The sequence below is a fragment of the Janthinobacterium rivuli genome, from assembly GCF_029690045.1.
Lineage (GTDB): Bacteria > Pseudomonadota > Gammaproteobacteria > Burkholderiales > Burkholderiaceae_D > Janthinobacterium > Janthinobacterium rivuli.
The window spans coordinates 3,327,898-3,346,019 of record NZ_CP121464.1 but is presented as its reverse complement, the minus strand read 5'-3'; the positions used below and the strand labels follow the sequence as shown (position 1 = coordinate 3,346,019).

The window sequence follows — 18,122 nt, the reverse complement described above, 5'->3', positions numbered from 1 at the left end:
CTGTTTCCGTCAAACCAACTTTACTTCGACCACTCCGGGCGCGCCGGCCGAACCGGGATTGCCCGGCAGACCGGGCTGGCCGAATGCGCCATCCGGATGGCCCATCCCGGGAATGCCGGGCGCGCCGCCGGCGCCGGCCGTGCCGCCCGGTATCTGGTCGGCCCGGGTGGTGAAGCTGGCGCCCGGATCGATCGCCTCGATCCACACCCGCAGGCGCCCGCCGTTGCCGCCGGAACCGCCATGGCCGCCGGGTCCGCCGGCCGCGCCGGCGCCGCCCGCCGCCATCTTCCTGGTGGCCGGATCGATGCCGCCCTGGCCGCCCTGCCCGCCCTTGCCGCCGGCGCCGCCATCGCCGCCCTTGCCCGCGCTGACTTCGAACAGCGTGTCGCCGCCCAGGCGCGCGATGGTGATGAGCGCGTCGGGACTGTCGAGGCCGCGACTGCCGTGCCCGCCGGCCCCGCCAAAGGTGCCGGGGCCGCCCGGGGTATGGCTGTCAATGCCGTTCACACCCGTTGCGCCCCGCGATCCGGCCGGGCCGGCCTGGCCGTCGGGGGCGGTCAGCAAGACTACCCTGGTTCCGCCCGGCGCCGCGCCGGGGCACCATTGATCGACCACAAGGTCGGTGTTGGCCGTCAGGACGAGGCGCGCGTCGTCCGCCATCGACAGCGATGCGAGCACCAGGACCACGCGCTGCCCGGCCCTGCCACTCACCAGCAAGCGTTGCCCCGGCCCGAGGGTCAGTGCGCTCAACGCGAACACGGCCGCCTGCCTCGGTCCGACCGACTGGGGCGCCAGGTCGGACTGCGCGGGATCCCCGCTCAGGACCAGGCCGGCATGCACCGGCCCGGCCAGCGCGGCCGGATCGACCCCGTAGTACTCCAGCTGGCGCAGAAAATACGGCGACATCGCGCGTCGCGTCACAGCGTCCATCGTTCAGCTCCCTGGATTGAGAAGGTCGATATAGTTGTACAAGCCGTGGAAAGTGCTGCCGTTGTAGCTGTCGAAATCACCTCCCGACAACGGCACGGGCGTGCCCAGGGTTTGCGGTGCGCCCAGCAGTTGCAAGGCGGGCATGATGTCGAGCGTCCTGGCCACCTGGAAATTGCAACTGCCCAGGCGGCTCAAGCCATAGTTGCGCGCGAACGTGAGATCGGCCGCCGGTCCCGTGCCGAAGGTGTAGACCGAAGCGACCGTGCGATTGCCGGTCAGCGGATTGGTCAGGATGTCGACCGCCATCAGGTTGGCCAGCGCGCCGCCGCAGTCGTGCCCGGTCAGGATCACCGGCTTGTTGCCCAGCACGTTGAGCGCGGCGCGCAGGCTGTCGCGGCCGCTGGCATACAGGTCGACCAGGGGCTGGGCATATTTCCCGTAATTGCCGCCGAGCCAGGCTGGCGAGGACGGGGCGGCATTGCTCACGAGGGTGATCAGTTCGATCCACGTGAACGTGCCGCGCAGCGCAATGACGAGCGTGTCGGGGCCCTCGAACAGGCTGGCCCAGACCGTCGCGCCCACGCTCAGGTTTTGCTGCAGCACGTAGGGGCTGTAAGTGAAAGCCAGGGTGCTGCCCGGATGCTGGGCCATCTGGTAGGGGATAGCCGACAGCTTGGCCATCGCAAAGGCCAGCAGCGGATCGAATCCGGGCACCGCGGCCGTTGTGCCCGCGCCGTCATTGACGGGGGCCACCCCCGTCAGCAATTGCTGGTAGTACGGACCGTCGCGCTCGACCCAGGGCGAATCGTAGGTCGGGATCGCCATGGCCAGGTTTTGCTGCGCGCCGGCCTGGACGTAGCCGCTGGCCGGCAGCGGCTGCGACGGAAACAGGTCGGCCGGCGCCTGCACCCGGTAGGCCGCCGGCACCATGCTGGCGAACGAGGCGGCGAAGGCGGCGTCGGCGAAGGGCGGGCAGGAATACACGTAGGACTGCAAGCTGGTCACCGGCGACGGCGACAGCGTCTTGTTCGGCCGCAGGTCGAGCGACGCCAGTTGCGCCACCGGCGCGCCCGGCCCGAGGCCGACCACCACCAGCGGCAACGTGGTGGCGAAGGCGGGAATGGTCCGCTGGATCTTGGCCAGGTCTACCCACAGCGACCTGCGGATGGACTGGTACATGGTTTCGAAGCCGCCGTCGGCCGAGATCGCCGCGGCGGTGCCGACGACGCTGCTCGGCACCAGGAACAAGGAATGGTTGTCGGGCGTGTAGAAGGCGATGAAATCGCTCCACAGCGCGCCGAGCACCAGCACGCACATGGTCGGCGAGGAAGCTGGACTGACCGCCAGGAAGTACTGGCAGCCGCCCATCGAGGCGGCGCCGGTGTAGCTGTATGCCAGGCCCCAGTCGGACGGCAGGTACAGGTTCGCCAGCGACGCGTTGGCCAAGGTGGCCAGCGGCACCAGTTCGGCTGCCAGCGCGGCGTCGTAGGACTCGAGGGCGGCGTCGGCCATCATGCCGCCACCGCTGTTTGACTCTGCAGTATCAGCACCGCGCCGACGGCGCCGGCCACGCCGGGGTTGCCGCTCGCACCGGCCACTCCGGCGCTGCCGCTGGCCGCGTTGCTCGGATCGCTGGTGCCCGAGGCGACTTCGTTGGCGCCGCCCAGGCCGCCGGCGCCGCCCATGCCGCCCAGTCCGCCGGGACCGGCCAGCCCGCCGGTCGAGATCGCCACGATCGGTTGGCTCATGGTGGTGTAGGTGATGGTGACGCCGCCACCGCTGCCGCCAGACCCGGCATTGCCGCCGATGCCGCCATTGCCGCCATTGCCGCCGACGCCGCCGACCGCCGTGCTGCACTCGGGCGATTTGCCGCCGGACGCCTCCAGGCAACTCGTTTCGACCGAAGCCGGCATTTGCCCGGCCGCGCCGCCGAGTCCGCCGAGTCCGCCCACGCCGCCCGCGCCGCCTGCGGCGCCCGCGCCACCGGTCGAGGAGATCGTCAGCAAGCCCTCGACGCTGCCGACGACCATCGTGAAGGTGGGTGCCGGCCAGCCCGGCCCGCCGGGCGAACCATTATTGCCGAAGCCGCCAGGTCCGCCGGCGCTCCCGTTGCTGGAACAGTTGCAGCACTTTCCAGACGTCAAGCTGCCCGCCGTACCGGCGGCCCCCGCCGTGCCAGCGGCGCCGGCGGCGGCGTCCGGAACCGGAATCGCATCCTGGCCAAGCAGACGTATCACTGCAGTGCTGCCATCAAAAGTAGTCATCTCTTCTCCCTTTCAAGACCCCGCGCTGGCTTGCGCGGGGAGGTCACCCACAGTCGTGAAGCTGCCCTTACGCCGGTTGCAGACGCGCCGAGAGGGTACCTGGAGAGCCGGTGATGCCGGGCACGCCTGCCGTGCCGGGGTTCCCGGCCGTGCCGCCGCCGGTGCCGCCGCTGCCGGCCGCGCCGCCGGCGCCCGACGCGCCGCCCGCGCCGGCGGCGATCGATGAGGTGTCGATCGAAAACGTGGTGTCCGATGTGATCGAGGTGTAATAGATCGTCACGTTCGGCCCGTTGGCGCCATTGCCGCCATTGCCGCCGTTGCCGCCATTGGCGCCATTACCGGACGGGGTGCCGGCGTAGGAGTTATTGCAGGGCGCAGCCGCCGCCCCGGCTGCGTTGCCGCCATTGCCGCCTTTGCCGCCAGCCTTGCCGGCGCCGCCTTTGCCACCCACGCCGCCGATGTAGGTCACCTGGATCGGACCGGAGATCGCGCCCAGCGAAAATACCGAGGTGCCGGAAATGGAACCGTCCGCGCCCCGGGTGCCGGCACTGCCCGCAGTGCCGTTGCCGCTGGCCGTGGCGGCCACCGGCGAAGGGTTGTTGCAATCGCAGTTATTGCCGCTCGGCGAACCTTGCACGGCATTGCCGCCGTTGCTGCCGTCGGTGCCGGCCGTGCCGTCGGTGCCGTCGCTGCCGTTGGCACCCCGGAAGTTAATGGTCGGAACGGTGCCGCCGGCACCGCCCAACGCTGTCTGGCCGTTGAATACCTGCGAATCCATCTGGGCGGCGGTGACGACCTGGATACTGCCGCCCGGCTCCACCGTCACGACGCCGAAATTGTACAAACCGATCTGGTCGGAATCGAGCACCAGCGGATTGGCGGCGGTGATCGTGATGTCCTGGGCTGCGTAGACCGCCAGCGACATCGGAAAATGGATCGCGTTGATGATCGCCTCGTAATCCTTGACCTTGTTCGAGTTGCCCACCAGGAAAGCGTGCAAGGCCTGCACCACCGCCGCCTTCTGGGTCTCGGTCATGAAGTTCTCGATCAAAGCCACGTCGCGCCCGTGGGACGACAGCGGCGGCAGCGCCAGCTCCGAGAGCGGTTGCGGATACCTGACCTGGGCATCGCTTTCCAGCCCGCGCACATAATCCTCGTCCTTGCAGGCGCACAGGGCCTTCAATTGCGCCACATTGGCGACCTTGAGGATGTTCGCGGGAGGAAAAGTCGAATTGGCGGCGGGATGCCCGCAGTGCAGGCCGTTCTCGGCGCCGGCGGTCGTCACGCTGGTCTGAATCTTGCTCGGATCCACGCCGAGCTGGGCGCAGCGCGCATTGAATTTCGCTACTTGCTCGTCGCTCAGATCTTTAAAGTGTTTAACCATCATCTCGCTCCTTCAGATTGGATAAAAATCCGTCAAGTCATCAGCCATATTATGGGAATGAAGCCATTCGTTAATATTCGCGATCTCGACACGAAACATCAACTGCATGTGATGTTGAAAATAAAACGTGACAATTACGACATTCTCGGTGACGAGATCAGGAAACGATGGTCATGGTTTGCACATTCATCTGCAATGTGGACCGCGCCTCGATATAGCCGCCCGGCTGCACCGTGACCGTGCCGAATATCAGGCTGGTGGGCGCGCTCGAATTGTCGACCACCAATGGATCGGCAGCCGTGATTTCCAGGTCGGTCACCGCGTAGACGGCCATTTGCAGCGGAAAGTGCAGCGTGTTGATGTAGTCTTCATACTCCGCGACGCGGCTTGAATCACCGAGCAGGTAGGCGTTCATGGCGTCGGAAACGGCCTGGAATTGCGGGCGCGAGAGGCTGTTGCGCAGCTTGACGGCCTTCCCGCCAAATGCGGCCAGGTCCGGCATCGCCATCTCGGCCAGCGGCGCGGGGTAGCTGACCTCGGCCGCACCGGTGGCGCCGAGAACATCGTCCACGCCTTCACCGCGACCCAGGGCTTTCAGCTGTTTTATGCTGTCGACCTGGACGATATTATCGGGGGGGAAAGCGGAACTGGCCGCCGGATGGCCGCACAAGACGCCCTTGCCCATATTTTCGGTTGATAATGTCGCCCGAACGGCGGTTGGATCGATGCCATGGCGCCGGCATGTGGTCTTGAATTGCTCTTGTTGATTCCAGGACAAGTCATTAAACAGTATTGTCATCATCGCACCCTTCAAGAATGAATCGGGAAATGAACTGGGAAAAGCCATGCTGGAAGTGCGTGAAACTGTCGAATGGCCGTAAATTAAGCACATCGCTCATTTCCGTCATGCCAGTGAATAATATAATCATAAAAAAATGCTAAAAACACTCGCATTGTCACAATTACAAATTTATTTTTAAATCATCCAGACGCGGCCCCGGAGGCTAGTCTCCGGCCGATAAGACAGGCGGAATCAGACCGGCAACGTGGCTCAGATGCCCTTGCAAATCCGTGGAAAAAGGGGGGTAATTTTCAGTGCAGCTTAACGCGGCGGCAGACGGCCACATCCCACCCGCGCCAGCACCAGCTCGATCAACTCCGCGATCAAGGGCCGGAACGTGGCCGCATCGCCGCCCTGCCCCAGCATGACGGTGCGCGTGGTCAGGTGCGAAAAAACAGCGTCGAAGAGAATCTGCGGCAGGTTGGAAAACGAGGTGTCGGGCGCGATACGGCCCTGGGTGCGCTGCTGTTCCAGCAGGCGCAGGATCAATGCATGCCACACTTGCGGGCCGTGTTCGTACCAGGTGAGGCCCACGGCCGGCACGGCGGCGGCGCCCGTGACGACGAGGCGGTAGAAATCCACGTGGCGGGGGCTGGTGACGACGGCCACCAGTTCATCGAGGATCAGCTGCAAGCCCTGCTCCAGGCCCGCTTGCGAGGTATCGAGGCGGCGCAGGTCGATGATGAAATCGGCGCACAGGTATTCGACCACGGCCACCAGCAGGTCCTGCTTGCTGCCGAAATAGCGGTAGGCGGTGGCTTTCGAACCACCCGCCTCGGCCACGATGGCGTCCATGCTGACGCCGTCGTAGCCGGAGTCAAGAAAGAGCCTGGATGCCGCCACCAGCAGCTTGCGCCGCCGCTCCTCGCTTCGGGTACTCGGGGAAGCGGGAACGGTGCGCAACTGGGGCATGAAGCTAACTCTTACTGTGTCTTGGGAAGCGCGTATGCTATCACGTAATCCCCCCGGTCCGGACTCTGGCGGGCGCCGCCCGCCACCACCACCACGTACTGGCGACCCGACTTGGGCGACACATACGTCATCGGCGTGCCTTGCGAACCGACCGGCATGCGCGCCTTCCACACTTCACGGCCGGTGGCGATATCCATGGCGCGCAAATAGTAATCCTGCGTGCCCGCATAAAACACGAGGCCGGACGCCGTGCTCATGCCGCCGCCCAGGGTGGGCATGCCCAGCGGGATGGGCAGCCTCGCCTTGACGCCATTGACCACCGCATCCTGCACCGTCCCGGCCGGTCGCTCCCACACTTTCGTGCGCGTCTTGAGGTCGATGGCGGCAAACACGCCCCATGGCGGACTTTGGCAGGGAATGCCCAGCGGCGAGTTAAACGCCTTGTGGTCGATGACGAACGGCGTGCCATCCATCGGATAGGTGCTGCCCACGCCGTGGCCAGCCGTCAGCTTGGCCACGTCCACCGTTTCGCGCGGCACCAGCCTGACCACTTGCGGCATGCGGATATCGTTGACGAACATATAGCCATTGCTTTCATCGACGGCCGCGCCGCCCCAGTTGAAGCCGCCGTAGTAGCCCGGATAGATCAAGGTTTCGCGGGTGCTCGGCGCCGTGAACTCGCCCTGGTAATTGAGCTTGCGGAAGCTGATGCGGCAGGCCAGCTGGTCGAAGAAGGTGGCGCCCCACATGTCGCGCTCCGTCAGCGTGTCCGCACCGAGGGCCGGCATGCCGGTGGAATATGGCTGCGTCTTTGCCACCCAGTCGCCGGCCGCATGCTCTTGCGGCACGGGCTTTTCCACCACGTCCGCGATCGGTTTGCCCGTGCGGCGGTCCAGCATGAAGATCTGGCCACGCTTGGTCAGCTGCACCAGCGCGGGAATTTTGCCGCCCTTGCCGTCCGGGACATCGTACAGGGCTGGCTGCGCGGCCACGTCGTAATCCCAGATATCGTGGTGGACGGTCTGATACGTCCAGCGCTCGCGGCCCGTGGCCATGTCGAGGGCGACGATGGCCGACGCGTATTTTTCCGTCAGCGGCGGACGCTTGCCGCCCCAGAAGTCGGGCTGCTCGTTCCCCGTCGGCAGGTAGACCAGGCCCAGCGCATCGTCGAAGGCGGGTGCCGACCACATGTTCGGCGTGCTGCGCGTGTACGTCTGCCCTTCCGGCGGCAGCTTGGTGATGGCCGGATTGCCCAGGTCCCAGGCCCACACCAGTTCCCCCGTGTCGGCGCTGTAGGCGCGCACGACGCCCGACGGTTCATCGGTGGAGCGGCCATCGAAGACCCAGCCGCCAAGGATGATCAGGTTGCGCGCCACCGTGGGCGCGGACGTGTAGGCGTAGTACGGCACGTTCATCTTGACCTTGCCCAGGCCGACGGTCAGGTCGACGGAACCCTTGTCGCCGAAGCCCTCGCACTGCTTGCCCGTCTGCGCGTCGATCTGAATCAGGCGCGCATCCATGGTCACTTGCACGATGCGTTTGGCGCACACGCCCGCCACCGGCGCGCTGGCCGCGGCCATGCCGTCAAACTGGAATGGCTTTATCACTTTGGCCGGCTCGTAGTAAGCCACGCCGCGGCAGCGGTTCCACGTTTTGATGTTGGCCGGCTTCGGATCGAAAGTCCAGCGTTCCTTGCCCGTGTCCGCGTCGAGCGCGATGACCTTGCTCGTCGGCGTACACGTATAGATGGTGTCGCCGATCTGCAGCGGCGTGTTTTGCGATTCGGACGCGCCTTCAGCCAGCTCGCCCGAGCGGTAGGTCCACGCCACTTGCAGCTGGTCGACATTCCGCTTGTCGATCTGCGTGTACGGCGCGAAGCGCGTGCCCTTCGGCCCATAGCCGTAATGCGCCCAGTTGGCGCTGCCGCCGTTCACCGGCGCCAGCGCATCCTGCTGCGGCTGCACGGTGGCATCGAGCACGCCGTGCGGCTGGAACATGGCGGCGAAACCGGCCACCAGCACGACGGCGAACAGGGCCGCGAAGCCGCGCGACTGGCCGGTGTGCTTGCGTCCCGCCAGCCACGGATGGAGCAAGGCGGCCACCAGGCCGATGACGAGGAACGGCGCCAGGCGCGGCACCATGGGCCAGAAGGCAAAGCCGATTTCCCACACGGCCCAGGCCAGGGTGGCGATGACCAGCACGGCGACAACGCCGCTGGCGATGGGTTTGCGGCGCAGATACAGCACGCCGGCGAGGAGCAAGCCGAGACCGGCCAGCAGGTAGTACCAGGAACCGCCGAGGGTAATGAGTTCGATGCCGCCCGCCGCCAGGGCCAGGCCGGAAAAGCCAAGAAAAACGCCAAAAACCGTCAAGGCAAGCCGCTTGCCCCTGAAGACCGCCGGTATCGCCGGCGCTCCTTTATTTACTGAAGTGTCCATTTTTTATCCATGACGCCTCCCCTGCCCGGGCCAACACGCCGGGGATGGCTGATTTTTTTAAATCCACGCAGTGAAACTGTACTGTACGGTTTCATTTTATGCCGATTTTTGACGCAAGGAAAGAAAAATTGACGCGGGAGCTTGATTTTTTGGCGGGGATGGGGTGTTGAGGGCGACTAAGGGGTCAGACCCGATGGGTCTGACCCCAGCCTTGTGCGTCGCTCGGAGTATCCAATGATGCTCAGGGCTCAGCACCGGAAAAGCTGGGGTCGGACCCGACGGGTCCGACCCCTTGTCAAATTACTCAGCCAGCGATGCCATGTCGATCACAAAACGATATCTGACATCGCTTTTGACCACGCGCTCAAACGCTTCATTGATATCCTGAATGCGGATGATCTCGATGTCCGACACAATATTGTGCTTGCCACAGAAATCCAGCATTTCCTGGGTTTCCTTGATCGAGCCGATCATGGAGCCGGACAGGCTGCGGCGCGCGCCCACCAGGCCGAAGGCGTTCACGGGCGGCACGGCGCCGTCGGGGATGCCGACGATGACCATGTTGCCGTCGACTTTCAGCAGGTTGATGTACTGGTTCCAGTCGATCGCCGCGCCCACGGTGCAGATGATCAGGTCGAACGTGCCGGCCAGCTTGCTGAACGTTTCTGCGTCGTTGGTAGCGTAGTAATGGTCGGCGCCCAGGCGCAGGCCGTCTTCGCGCTTCGACAGGGTCTGGCTCAGCACCGTCACTTCGGCGCCCATGGCGTGGGCGATCTTGACGCCCATGTGGCCCAGGCCACCCATGCCCAGGATGGCGACCTGCTTGCCAGGACCGGCTTTCCAGTGGTTCAGCGGCGAATACAGGGTGATGCCGGCGCACAGCAGCGGCGCCGCGGCGTCCAGCGGCAGGTTGTCGGGAATCGACAGCACATAGCCTTCCTTGACGACGATGCTGTCCGAGTAGCCGCCCTGCGTGGCCGTCTTGCCATCCGCTTCCAGGCCGTTGTAGGTCTGGATCAGGCCTGGCATGTACTGTTCCAGGTCCACGTTGCGCGTCTTGCAGGTGGTGCACGAGTCGACGAAGCAGCCCACGCCCACGTGGTCGCCCACCTTGAACTTGCTGACGTTGGCGCCGACGGCCGTGACGACGCCGGCGATTTCATGGCCGGGCACCATCGGGAAGGCGGCGCCGCCCCATTCGTCGCGCGCCTGGTGGATGTCGGAGTGGCACACGCCGCAGTATTTGATCGAAATGGCCACGTCGTCTTCGCGCGGGGCGCGGCGCTCGAACGTGAACGGTTGCAGTGCGGAAGTCGGGCCCAGTGCGGCGTAGCCTTTGGCGATGGTGGTCATGAAAACTCCTGTATCTAGATGTGTGTGACGAGGGGGGACGCGTGCCATGCAGGCGATTGCACAAGTGTGCCCGAGAAGCCGGCCCGCCGTTACCGCGATCCTGCAAGACCTTTGCACGATCCTCCAAATCTGCGTAAGATCAGCCCCTGCCCTACTTCGCCTCATGCATACTGAACGCCATGTCCACGCCACTTACTCCACAAGATGAAATCGCCGCCCTGATCAGCCGCCACGCGCCGCGCACGGGCGACTACGCGACGGCCATCGGCAACCTCAGTTTCCACCGCCAGTCCTCGGTCACGGAATCGCTGTTCCATGCAGCGCGCCCCAGCGTGGCCATCATCGCGCAGGGCGCGAAAGACGTCACCCTGGGCAGCGAAACCTTCCATTACAGCCGCATGCAGTATCTGCTGACGTCCGTCGACTTGCCGGTGCAGGTGCGCGTGGTGGAAGCGAGCGAAGACAAGCCGCACCTGTGCGTGGTGCTCGGCATCGACATCGCCGACGTGGCCGCGCTGCTCGACAGCGAAAGCAGCAGTAACAGCGCGGCGCAGCAGAAAATCCTGCCCGCAACGCGCGGCATTTCCGTCAGCGACGTGTCGGCCGAGCTGCTCGACGCCATGCTGCGCCTCGTGCGCCTGCTCGACAAACCGGGCGAGATCGCCGCGCTGGCGCCTTTGATCCGCCGCGAGCTGACGTACCGCCTGCTCAATGGTCCCGTCGGCGCGCGCCTGCGGCACATGGCGCTGGCCAGCAGCCAGTCGCACCAGGTGGGGCAAGCCATCGACTGGATCAAGCACAATTATTGCGAGCCGCTGCGCATCGAGCACCTGGCCGGCATGGCGAACATGAGCATGTCGTCGCTGCACCATCACTTCAAGGCGATTACCGCCATGACGCCGATGCAGTACCAGAAGCTGCTGCGATTGCAGGAAGCACGGCGCCTCATGCTGGTCGAGCAGATCGACGCGGGCACGGCCGGCTACCGGGTCGGCTACGCCAGCGAATCGCAGTTCAGCCGCGAATACAGCCGCCAGTTCGGCCGCGCGCCCATGCGCGACGTGGGCCAGGTGCGCGCGCAGCTGAGCGGAGCCACAGCCTATTCCGTCTTGCCGTAAGCGCCGCCGCCCGGCGTCTCGATCACGAACACGTCGCCCGCCTGCATATCGGTCTTGCCGATATGCGCCAGGTGCTCCACCGTGCCGTCCGCCCGCTCCACGTAATTGCGTCCCAGCGCACCCGCCGCGCCGCCATCCATGCCGAAAGGCGGATGGATGCGGTTGTTCGACAGGATCGCCGCCGTCATGGGTTCCAGGAAGCGCACCCGGCGCACGCCGCCATTGCCGCCGTGCCAGCGCCCCGCCCCGCCCGACCCTGCGCGGATGCTGTAGCTGTCCAGCCGCACAGGAAAGCGCCACTCGAGGATTTCCGGATCCGTCAGGCGCGAATTGGTCATGTTCGTCTGCACCACGTCCGTGCCGTCAAAACCGGGGCCGGCGCCCGAGCCGCCCGATATCGTCTCGTAATACTGGTACTTTTCGCTGCCGAACGTGAAATTGTTCATCGTCCCCTGCGAGGCGGCCATCGCCCCCAGCGCGCCATACAGGGCATTCGTGATGCAGGTCGAGGTTTCCACATTGCCCGACACGACGGAGGCCGGATACTGCGGATTGAGCATGGAGCCGGACGGGATGATCACGGTCAAAGGCTTCAGGCAGCCCGCGTTCAAGGGAATCTCGTCGTCGACGAGGGTGCGGAACACGTACAGCACGGCCGCCATGCAGACGGCGGACGGCGCATTGAAGTTGTTCGGCAGCTGGCTGGACGTGCCCGTGAAATCGATGACGGCGCTGCGCCGCGCCACATCGACCCTGATCGCCACTTTGATCTGCGCGCCGTTGTCCAGGTCCAGCGCATAGCTGCCATTCTTCAGGGTCGTGATGACCCTGCGCACGGCTTCCTCGGCATTGTCCTGCACGTGGCCCATGTAGGCCTGCACGACAGTCAAACCGAAATGCGCGACCATCTTGTGCAGTTCTTCGGCGCCCTTCTGGTTGGCCGCCACCTGGGCGCGCAGGTCAGCCACATTCTGCTGCGGATTGCGGGCCGGCCAGCTGGCGCCCGCCAGCAGGGCCAGGGTTGCGTCTTCGCGCAGCAAACCCGTGGCGCCGTCGACCAGCTTGAAGTTGTCGATCAACACGCCCTCTTCCTCGATGCGCGTGGAGTCGGGCGGCATGGAACCGGGTGTCGTGCCGCCGATGTCCGCATGGTGGCCGCGCGAGCCGACGTAGAACAGGATGGCGCCGCCCGCCTCATCGAACACCGGCGAGATCACCGTCACGTCGGGCAGATGCGTGCCGCCGTGATAAGGATCATTGAGCATGAAGACGTCGGCCGGCCGCATGGCGCCCGCATTGCGCGTCATGACGGTGCGGATGCTCTCGCCCATGGAACCGAGGTGCACGGGCATGTGCGGCGCGTTGGCGATCAAATGGCCTTGCGCGTCGAAGATGGCGCAGCTGAAATCGAGCCGCTCCTTGATGTTGACGGAATGGGCCGTATTTTGCAGGCGCAGGCCCATCTGCTCGGCAATCGACATGAACAGGTTATTGAAAATTTCCAGCATCACGGGATCGGCCTGCGTCGCTGTTTGCAACCCCTTGGCGCGCCGCTCCGGCAAGGCGACAACCCTGCGCAAGACCAGATGGCCGTGCGCCGTGACGTCCGCGCGCCAGCCCGGTTCGATCACGGTGGTGGCGTTGGCGTCGCTGACGATGGCCGGGCCATCGATGCTATCGCCGGGGCGCAGGCTGTCTGCCCCATACAGGCCGCTGTCGCGCCACGCGCCGGCGCAGTACATGTCCACCATCTGCACGGGCGCCAGCACGCCTGCGCGCGGTGCATGGACCGGCGCGGCCACTTGCGGCGCATCGGACGCGCCGATGGCTTCCACGGAGATCGCCTCGACGATCAGCGCACGCGCCGGCATCAAAAAGGAAAAGCGTTTTTTGTAGGCCGCTTCAAATTGCGCCTGCATGCTCGCCACCGTATCGAACAGCACGACGAGGGCCGAATCCGTGCCTTCGTAGCGCAGGTGCATGCGCGACACCAGCGCGATGCGCTTCCCTTCCACGCCCTGGCGCAGCAAGTCGCCACGCGCCAGTTCGCCCAGTTGCGCGAAATCGCCGGCCAGGTCCGCGCCCAACGCCGCCTCGATGGCGCGCTCGCGCATGGCGCTCTGGTCGGCCAGGCCCATGCCGTAGGCCGACATCACGCCCGCCAGGCTGTGGATGAACACCGTGCGCATGCCCAGCGCATCGGCCACCAGGCAGGCATGCTGGCCGCCCGCGCCGCCAAAGCTGGTGAGCGTGTACTCGGTGACGTCGTGGCCGCGCTGCACGGAAATCTGCTTGATGGCGTTGGCCATGTTCCCTACGGCGATGGCGATATAGCCTTCGGCCACTTCTTCCGGCGTCGAGTTCACCGTGCGCGCCAGCGCTTCGAACTGGGTGCGCACGGTGGCCGCGTCCAGCGCTTCATTGGCGTCGGGGCCGAAGACGCGGGGGAAGAAGGCGGGCTGCAGCTTGCCCAGCATGACGTTGCAGTCGGTGACGGCCAGCGGGCCGCCGCGCCGGTAGCTGGCGGGGCCGGGATTGGCGCCCGCGCTGTCCGGCCCCACCTTGTAGCGGGCGCCGTCGAAATGCAGGATGGAGCCGCCGCCGGCCGCCACCGTGTGGATGCTCATCATGGGCGCGCGCATGCGCACGCCGGCGATCTGCGTCTCGAACACGCGTTCGAACTCGCCCGCGTAATGCGACACGTCGGTGGAGGTGCCGCCCATATCGAAGCCGATGACTTTTTCGAAGCCGGCCAGGGCGCTGGCGCGCACCATGCCGACGATGCCGCCCGCGGGGCCGGACAAGATGCTGTCCTTGCCCTGGAAGGCGCGCGCATCCGTCAAGCCGCCGTTCGACTGCATGAATTGCAGATGCACGCCAGGCAGCTCCATCGCCAGCTGGTCGACATAGCGGCGCAAAATCGGCGACAGATAGGCGTCGACCACGGTCGTGTCGCCGCGCGCCACCAGTTTCATCATGGGGCTCACTTCGTGCGACACGGACACCTGCGTAAACCCTGCCTCGCGCGCCAGCTGCGCCACCCGTGCCTCGTGCGCGTGGTAGCGGTAGCCGTGCATCAGCACGACCGCGATGGCGCGCACGCCGCGCGCATAGGCCTGTTCCAGCGCCGTGCGCGCGGCCGCCTCGTCGAGCGGCGTCACGACGTCGCCGTGCGCGCCCATGCGCTCCTCGATCTCGATCACGTCGCCGTACAGCAGTTCCGGCAGGATGATCTGGCGCGCGAACAGCTGCGGACGGTTCTGGTAGGCGATGCGTAAGGCGTCGCGAAAACCGCGCGTGATGGCCAGCACGGTCGGCTCGCCCTTGCGTTCAAGCAGCGCATTGGTGGCCACCGTCGTGCCCATCTTGATGGCGCCCACCCGCTCCACGGGCAGCGGCGCGTCAAGCGCCAGGTCCATCAGCTGGCGCATGCCGGCCAGCGCCGCGTCGCGGTACTGGCCGGGATTCTCCGACAGCAGTTTATGCGTGGCCAGGCTGCCGTCAGGACGGCGCGCCACGATGTCCGTAAAGGTGCCGCCCCGGTCGATCCAGAATTGCCAATCCATCGCCTTGCCCCCGCACTTATGTGAGATGGCTATTGTAGCCGCACAATTTACGGCGCACCGCAGGCGTGCGCGCCTTGCCTTTCGCCCGCTTCGGCCTTATGTTGAAGACATGCTGACTAACGGAACACGCGCCATGCCCCTGATTGACTCTTCCACACCGCTGTACTCCATCGCCGAACTGCGCGCCATCGAACAAGCGGCCATGCGCGACCTGCCGCAAGGGCTGCTGATGCAGCGCGCGGGCCAGGCTGCCGCCAGTGCCGCCCTGAAGCTGCTGCACGCCCAGGAAGATGGCGACGATGCGGGCCACCGGCGCGTCCTGGTGCTGGCTGGCCCCGGCGACAACGGCGGCGATGCGCTGGAAGCGGCCGCGCACCTGGCCGGCAGCGGCACCGAGGTGCTCGTCTGGCTGGCGCCCGAGGCGCAAGCCACGTCGCCCGAACGCGAACAGGCGCTGAGCCGCGCGCGCAACAGCGCCGCGCGCTTGATGGAAGCGGCAACGTCCATGGCCTCGGCCGCGGTGGGCGCGGCGCCATGGCACCTCGTCATCGATGGCCTGTTCGGCATCGGCGCGTCGCGTCCCCTCGACGGCGAATGCCGCGACATGGCGCAGCTGGTCAACAATCTCGATTGCCCCGTGCTGGCGCTCGACGTGCCCAGCGGCCTGCACGCGGACACGGGCGCCATCGACGGCGTCGCCATCCGCGCCACGCATACGCTCACCTTCATCGGCGACAAGCCGGGCCTGCACACGGCGAATGGCCGCGACCATGCGGGTGAAGTGGAAGTGGCCGCGCTGGCCATCGCTCCCTCCCTGCTGCCCGCGGCGAAGGCGCAGCTGGGTGGCCTGCACCTGTTCGCGCGCCAGTTGCAGCCACGCCGGCAAAACACGCACAAGGGCAGCTACGGCAGCGTGGCCATCATCGGCGGCGCGCAAGGCATGGCCGGCGCGCCCATCCTGGCGGCCCGCACGGCCCTGCATGCGGGCGCGGGAAGAGTCTACATCGCGTTTCCGGACGCTCCGCCCGCCTTCGACAGCGGCCAGCCGGAGCTGATGTGCCGGCACGCCAGGGACGTCGATTTCTCGGGCCTGCACTTTGCCGCGCTGGTGGCCGGTCCCGGCCTCGGCGACAAGGCCGGCACGGTGGAGCTGCTGCAGCGTGCCATTGACAGCGACAGCCCCCTGCTGCTGGACGCGGACGCGCTGAACCTGATGGCGGCCGAGCCGGAGCTGCAATCGGCGCTGGCCGTGCGCACGGGCGCGGGGGCGACGATACTGACGCCGCACCCGCTGGAAGCGGCGCGCCTGCTCGACATGACGGTGGCCGAGGTGCAGGCCGACCGCCTGGGCGCGGCGCGCCAGCTGGCGGCGCAGCTGGGCGCCATCGTGGTATTGAAAGGTTCGGGCACGGTGATCGCCGCGCAGGATGGCACTGTAGTGGTCAACAACACGGGCGGCCCCGCCCTGGCGACGGCCGGCACGGGCGACGTCTTGTCCGGCCTGTGCGGCAGCCTGCTGGCGCAGGGCTGGCCGGAATGGGAAGCGGCGATAGGCGCCGTGTGGCTGCACGGCGCGGCGGCCGATGCGCTGGTGGCGGCAGGCAGCGGCCCGATCGGGCTGACGGCGGGGGAACTGATCCCGGCGATACGCAGGTTGATCAATGCCTTGTCGGCATAAGCTTTGGCGCGGGTGTGTTGGATTACGCTGCGCTAATCCAAGCTACACCTCGGAGGGCGGGTAGGTCGGGTAGGTCGGATTAGCGCGCAAGCGCGTAATCCGACAAACTCGCGCAACAATCACACCAATCGACCAGCCGCAATCGTGATCGTCCGCCCGCAACGGGCCGCGATCGAGCTGTCATGCGTGACGAGCACCAGAGTCGATCCCCGTTCGCGGTTCAACTCGAACATCAACTGGATCACGGCTTCGCCGGTGGCCGCATCGAGGCTGCCCGTCGGTTCATCGGCGAACAGCAGCGGCGGTTCCGTGACGAACGCGCGGGCCAGGGCCACGCGCTGCTGCTCGCCGCCGGACAGGTATTTCGGATAGTGTTTCAGGCGGCTGCCCAGGTTGACTCTGCCCAGCATGGCTTGCGCCTTTTCTTTCGCGTCCGGGTCGCCGCGCAATTCCAGCGGCAGCATGACGTTTTCCAGCGCCGTCAGGTGGGCCAGCAGCTGGAAGGACTGGAACACGAAACCGAGCTTTTCCTTGCGGAAACCGGCGCGGCCGTCTTCGTCGAGGGCGAAGATATCGGTGCCATCGAGGATGACCTTGCCCTCGCTGGGCGTGTCGAGTCCCGCCAGCAAGCCCAGCAAGGTGGACTTGCCGGAACCGGAAGCGCCGACGATGGCCAGCGTCTCCGCCGTTTGCACGGTAAAATCGACTTGATGCAGGATGGTCAGCTCACCATCGGCATCGGGTACGCGCTTGGCCAGCTGGACCACTTCGATGGCCGGCCGGGCATTTTGGCTGTTGGGTGCGGCGGGCCGCTGGGCCGCTGCGTCTGATGGGAGAAAACTGGTGGAAGTCGCTTTAGGGAATTCGGGCATGCTGATCTATCTTAAAAAATTTCGTGAACAAATAAGTGTCGAGGGCAGCAGCCGCATGCGGCGGCGCGCGCTGTCCCTGCTTCCTGCGGCAGCCCTGCTGCTGGTGTCAGGCATGACGAACGCCTATTCTGCACCAAAAACGCTGCTGGTGCTCGGCGACAGTCTCTCGGCCGAGTATGGGCTGGCACGGGGCACGGGCTGGGTGGCGCTGCTGGAACAGCGGCTGCAAGCGCAAAAGAACGACACGCGCATCGTCAATGCCAGCATCAGCGGCGAGACCACCAGCGGCGGCCGGGCACGCCTGCCTGCGCTGCTGGCCAAGCACCAGCCCGACGTCGTGCTGATCGAACTGGGCGCCAACGACGGCTTGCGCGGCTTGCCCGTGGCGGCCGCCGAAGCGAATCTGCGCGCCATGGGCGAGGCGGCCAAAAAATCGGGCGCGCAGGTGGTGCTGGTGGGCATGCGCATGCCGCCCAACTATGGCCGCGCCTATGGCGAGCAGTTTTATGGCGTGTACGGCAAGCTGGCCAAGGAATGGAAGGCGCCACTCGTGCCCTTCATGTTCGAAGGCATCGCCGACCAGCCGCAGTTGTTCCAGGCCGACCGCATGCACCCGAATGCGCAGGCGCATCCGACGATTTTAAAGAATATCTGGCCGCGGCTGGCGCCGTTGCTGGACGCGAAGTAAGCCGGTTGTTGACGTTAGCTCTAGCCCGAGGCAAAAATCCGGGGTCAGACCCGGCGGGTCTGACCCCAGCTTTACGCT

At 66.0% G+C, this 18,122-nt stretch carries 13 protein-coding genes; 3 read left to right on the top strand and 10 right to left on the bottom strand.

Annotated elements, in window-relative coordinates:
• Positions 1–9: 9 nt before the first annotated feature.
• From P9875_RS15165 to P9875_RS15130, 8 genes are all read right to left on the bottom strand, one after another.
• Positions 10–930 carry a hypothetical protein gene (locus P9875_RS15165; RefSeq protein WP_278315773.1) on the bottom strand — a complete coding sequence of 307 codons (921 nt, stop codon included), beginning with the start codon at positions 928–930 and terminating at the stop codon, positions 10–12.
• A 3-nt stretch (positions 931–933) separates the two neighbouring features.
• Positions 934–2,445, bottom strand: a complete 1,512-nt coding sequence (locus P9875_RS15160) for a lipase family protein (RefSeq protein WP_278315772.1) — start codon at positions 2,443–2,445, stop codon at positions 934–936.
• The gene (locus P9875_RS15155; protein ID WP_278315771.1) at positions 2,442–3,194 is read right to left on the bottom strand and encodes a hypothetical protein; all 753 of its coding nucleotides are present in this window, start codon (positions 3,192–3,194) and stop codon (positions 2,442–2,444) included. The genes P9875_RS15160 and P9875_RS15155 overlap by 4 nt, the downstream gene beginning before the upstream one ends.
• A 67-nt stretch (positions 3,195–3,261) precedes the next feature.
• Positions 3,262–4,581 (bottom strand): hypothetical protein, encoded by a 1,320-nt coding sequence (locus P9875_RS15150; RefSeq protein ID WP_099403539.1) that lies wholly within the window; start codon positions 4,579–4,581, stop codon positions 3,262–3,264.
• Positions 4,582–4,735: 154 nt separating this feature from the next.
• Entirely contained in the window at positions 4,736–5,425 is a 690-nt protein-coding gene (locus tag P9875_RS15145; RefSeq protein WP_278315770.1) for a hypothetical protein, read from the bottom strand.
• A gap of 255 nt (positions 5,426–5,680) precedes the next feature.
• The gene (locus P9875_RS15140; RefSeq protein ID WP_278315769.1) at positions 5,681–6,331 is read right to left on the bottom strand and encodes a TetR/AcrR family transcriptional regulator; all 651 of its coding nucleotides are present in this window, start codon (positions 6,329–6,331) and stop codon (positions 5,681–5,683) included.
• An 11-nt stretch (positions 6,332–6,342) separates the two neighbouring features.
• The gene (locus tag P9875_RS15135; RefSeq protein WP_278315768.1) at positions 6,343–8,703 is read right to left on the bottom strand and encodes a membrane-bound PQQ-dependent dehydrogenase, glucose/quinate/shikimate family; all 2,361 of its coding nucleotides are present in this window, start codon (positions 8,701–8,703) and stop codon (positions 6,343–6,345) included.
• 366 nt (positions 8,704–9,069) lie between these two features.
• Positions 9,070–10,122 (bottom strand): NAD(P)-dependent alcohol dehydrogenase, encoded by a 1,053-nt coding sequence (locus P9875_RS15130; protein WP_278315767.1) that lies wholly within the window; start codon positions 10,120–10,122, stop codon positions 9,070–9,072.
• A 179-nt stretch (positions 10,123–10,301) separates the two neighbouring features.
• Between P9875_RS15130 and P9875_RS15125 the strand changes: the two genes are divergently transcribed.
• Positions 10,302–11,240, top strand: coding sequence for an AraC family transcriptional regulator (locus P9875_RS15125; protein ID WP_278315766.1), 939 nt, complete (start codon positions 10,302–10,304; stop codon positions 11,238–11,240).
• Here P9875_RS15125 and P9875_RS15120 read toward each other — a convergent pair.
• Complete coding sequence (locus P9875_RS15120; protein WP_278315765.1) at positions 11,222–14,806, bottom strand: hydantoinase B/oxoprolinase family protein; 3,585 nt, start codon at positions 14,804–14,806, stop codon at positions 11,222–11,224. The genes P9875_RS15125 and P9875_RS15120 overlap by 19 nt on opposite strands.
• A gap of 133 nt (positions 14,807–14,939) precedes the next feature.
• Here P9875_RS15120 and P9875_RS15115 point away from each other — a divergent pair, with 133 nt between their 5' ends.
• Positions 14,940–16,484: an NAD(P)H-hydrate dehydratase gene (locus tag P9875_RS15115; RefSeq protein ID WP_278315764.1), complete on the top strand. Its 1,545-nt coding sequence runs from the start codon at positions 14,940–14,942 to the stop codon at positions 16,482–16,484.
• Positions 16,485–16,603: 119 nt separating this feature from the next.
• Here P9875_RS15115 and P9875_RS15110 read toward each other — a convergent pair whose 3' ends face one another.
• Positions 16,604–17,356, bottom strand: coding sequence for an ABC transporter ATP-binding protein (locus P9875_RS15110; protein ID WP_402718129.1), 753 nt, complete (start codon positions 17,354–17,356; stop codon positions 16,604–16,606).
• Here P9875_RS15110 and P9875_RS15105 point away from each other — a divergent pair.
• Positions 17,355–18,044, top strand: coding sequence for an arylesterase (locus P9875_RS15105; protein WP_081922409.1), 690 nt, complete (start codon positions 17,355–17,357; stop codon positions 18,042–18,044). The genes P9875_RS15110 and P9875_RS15105 overlap by 2 nt on opposite strands.
• The last annotated feature ends 78 nt before the right edge of the window (positions 18,045–18,122 follow it).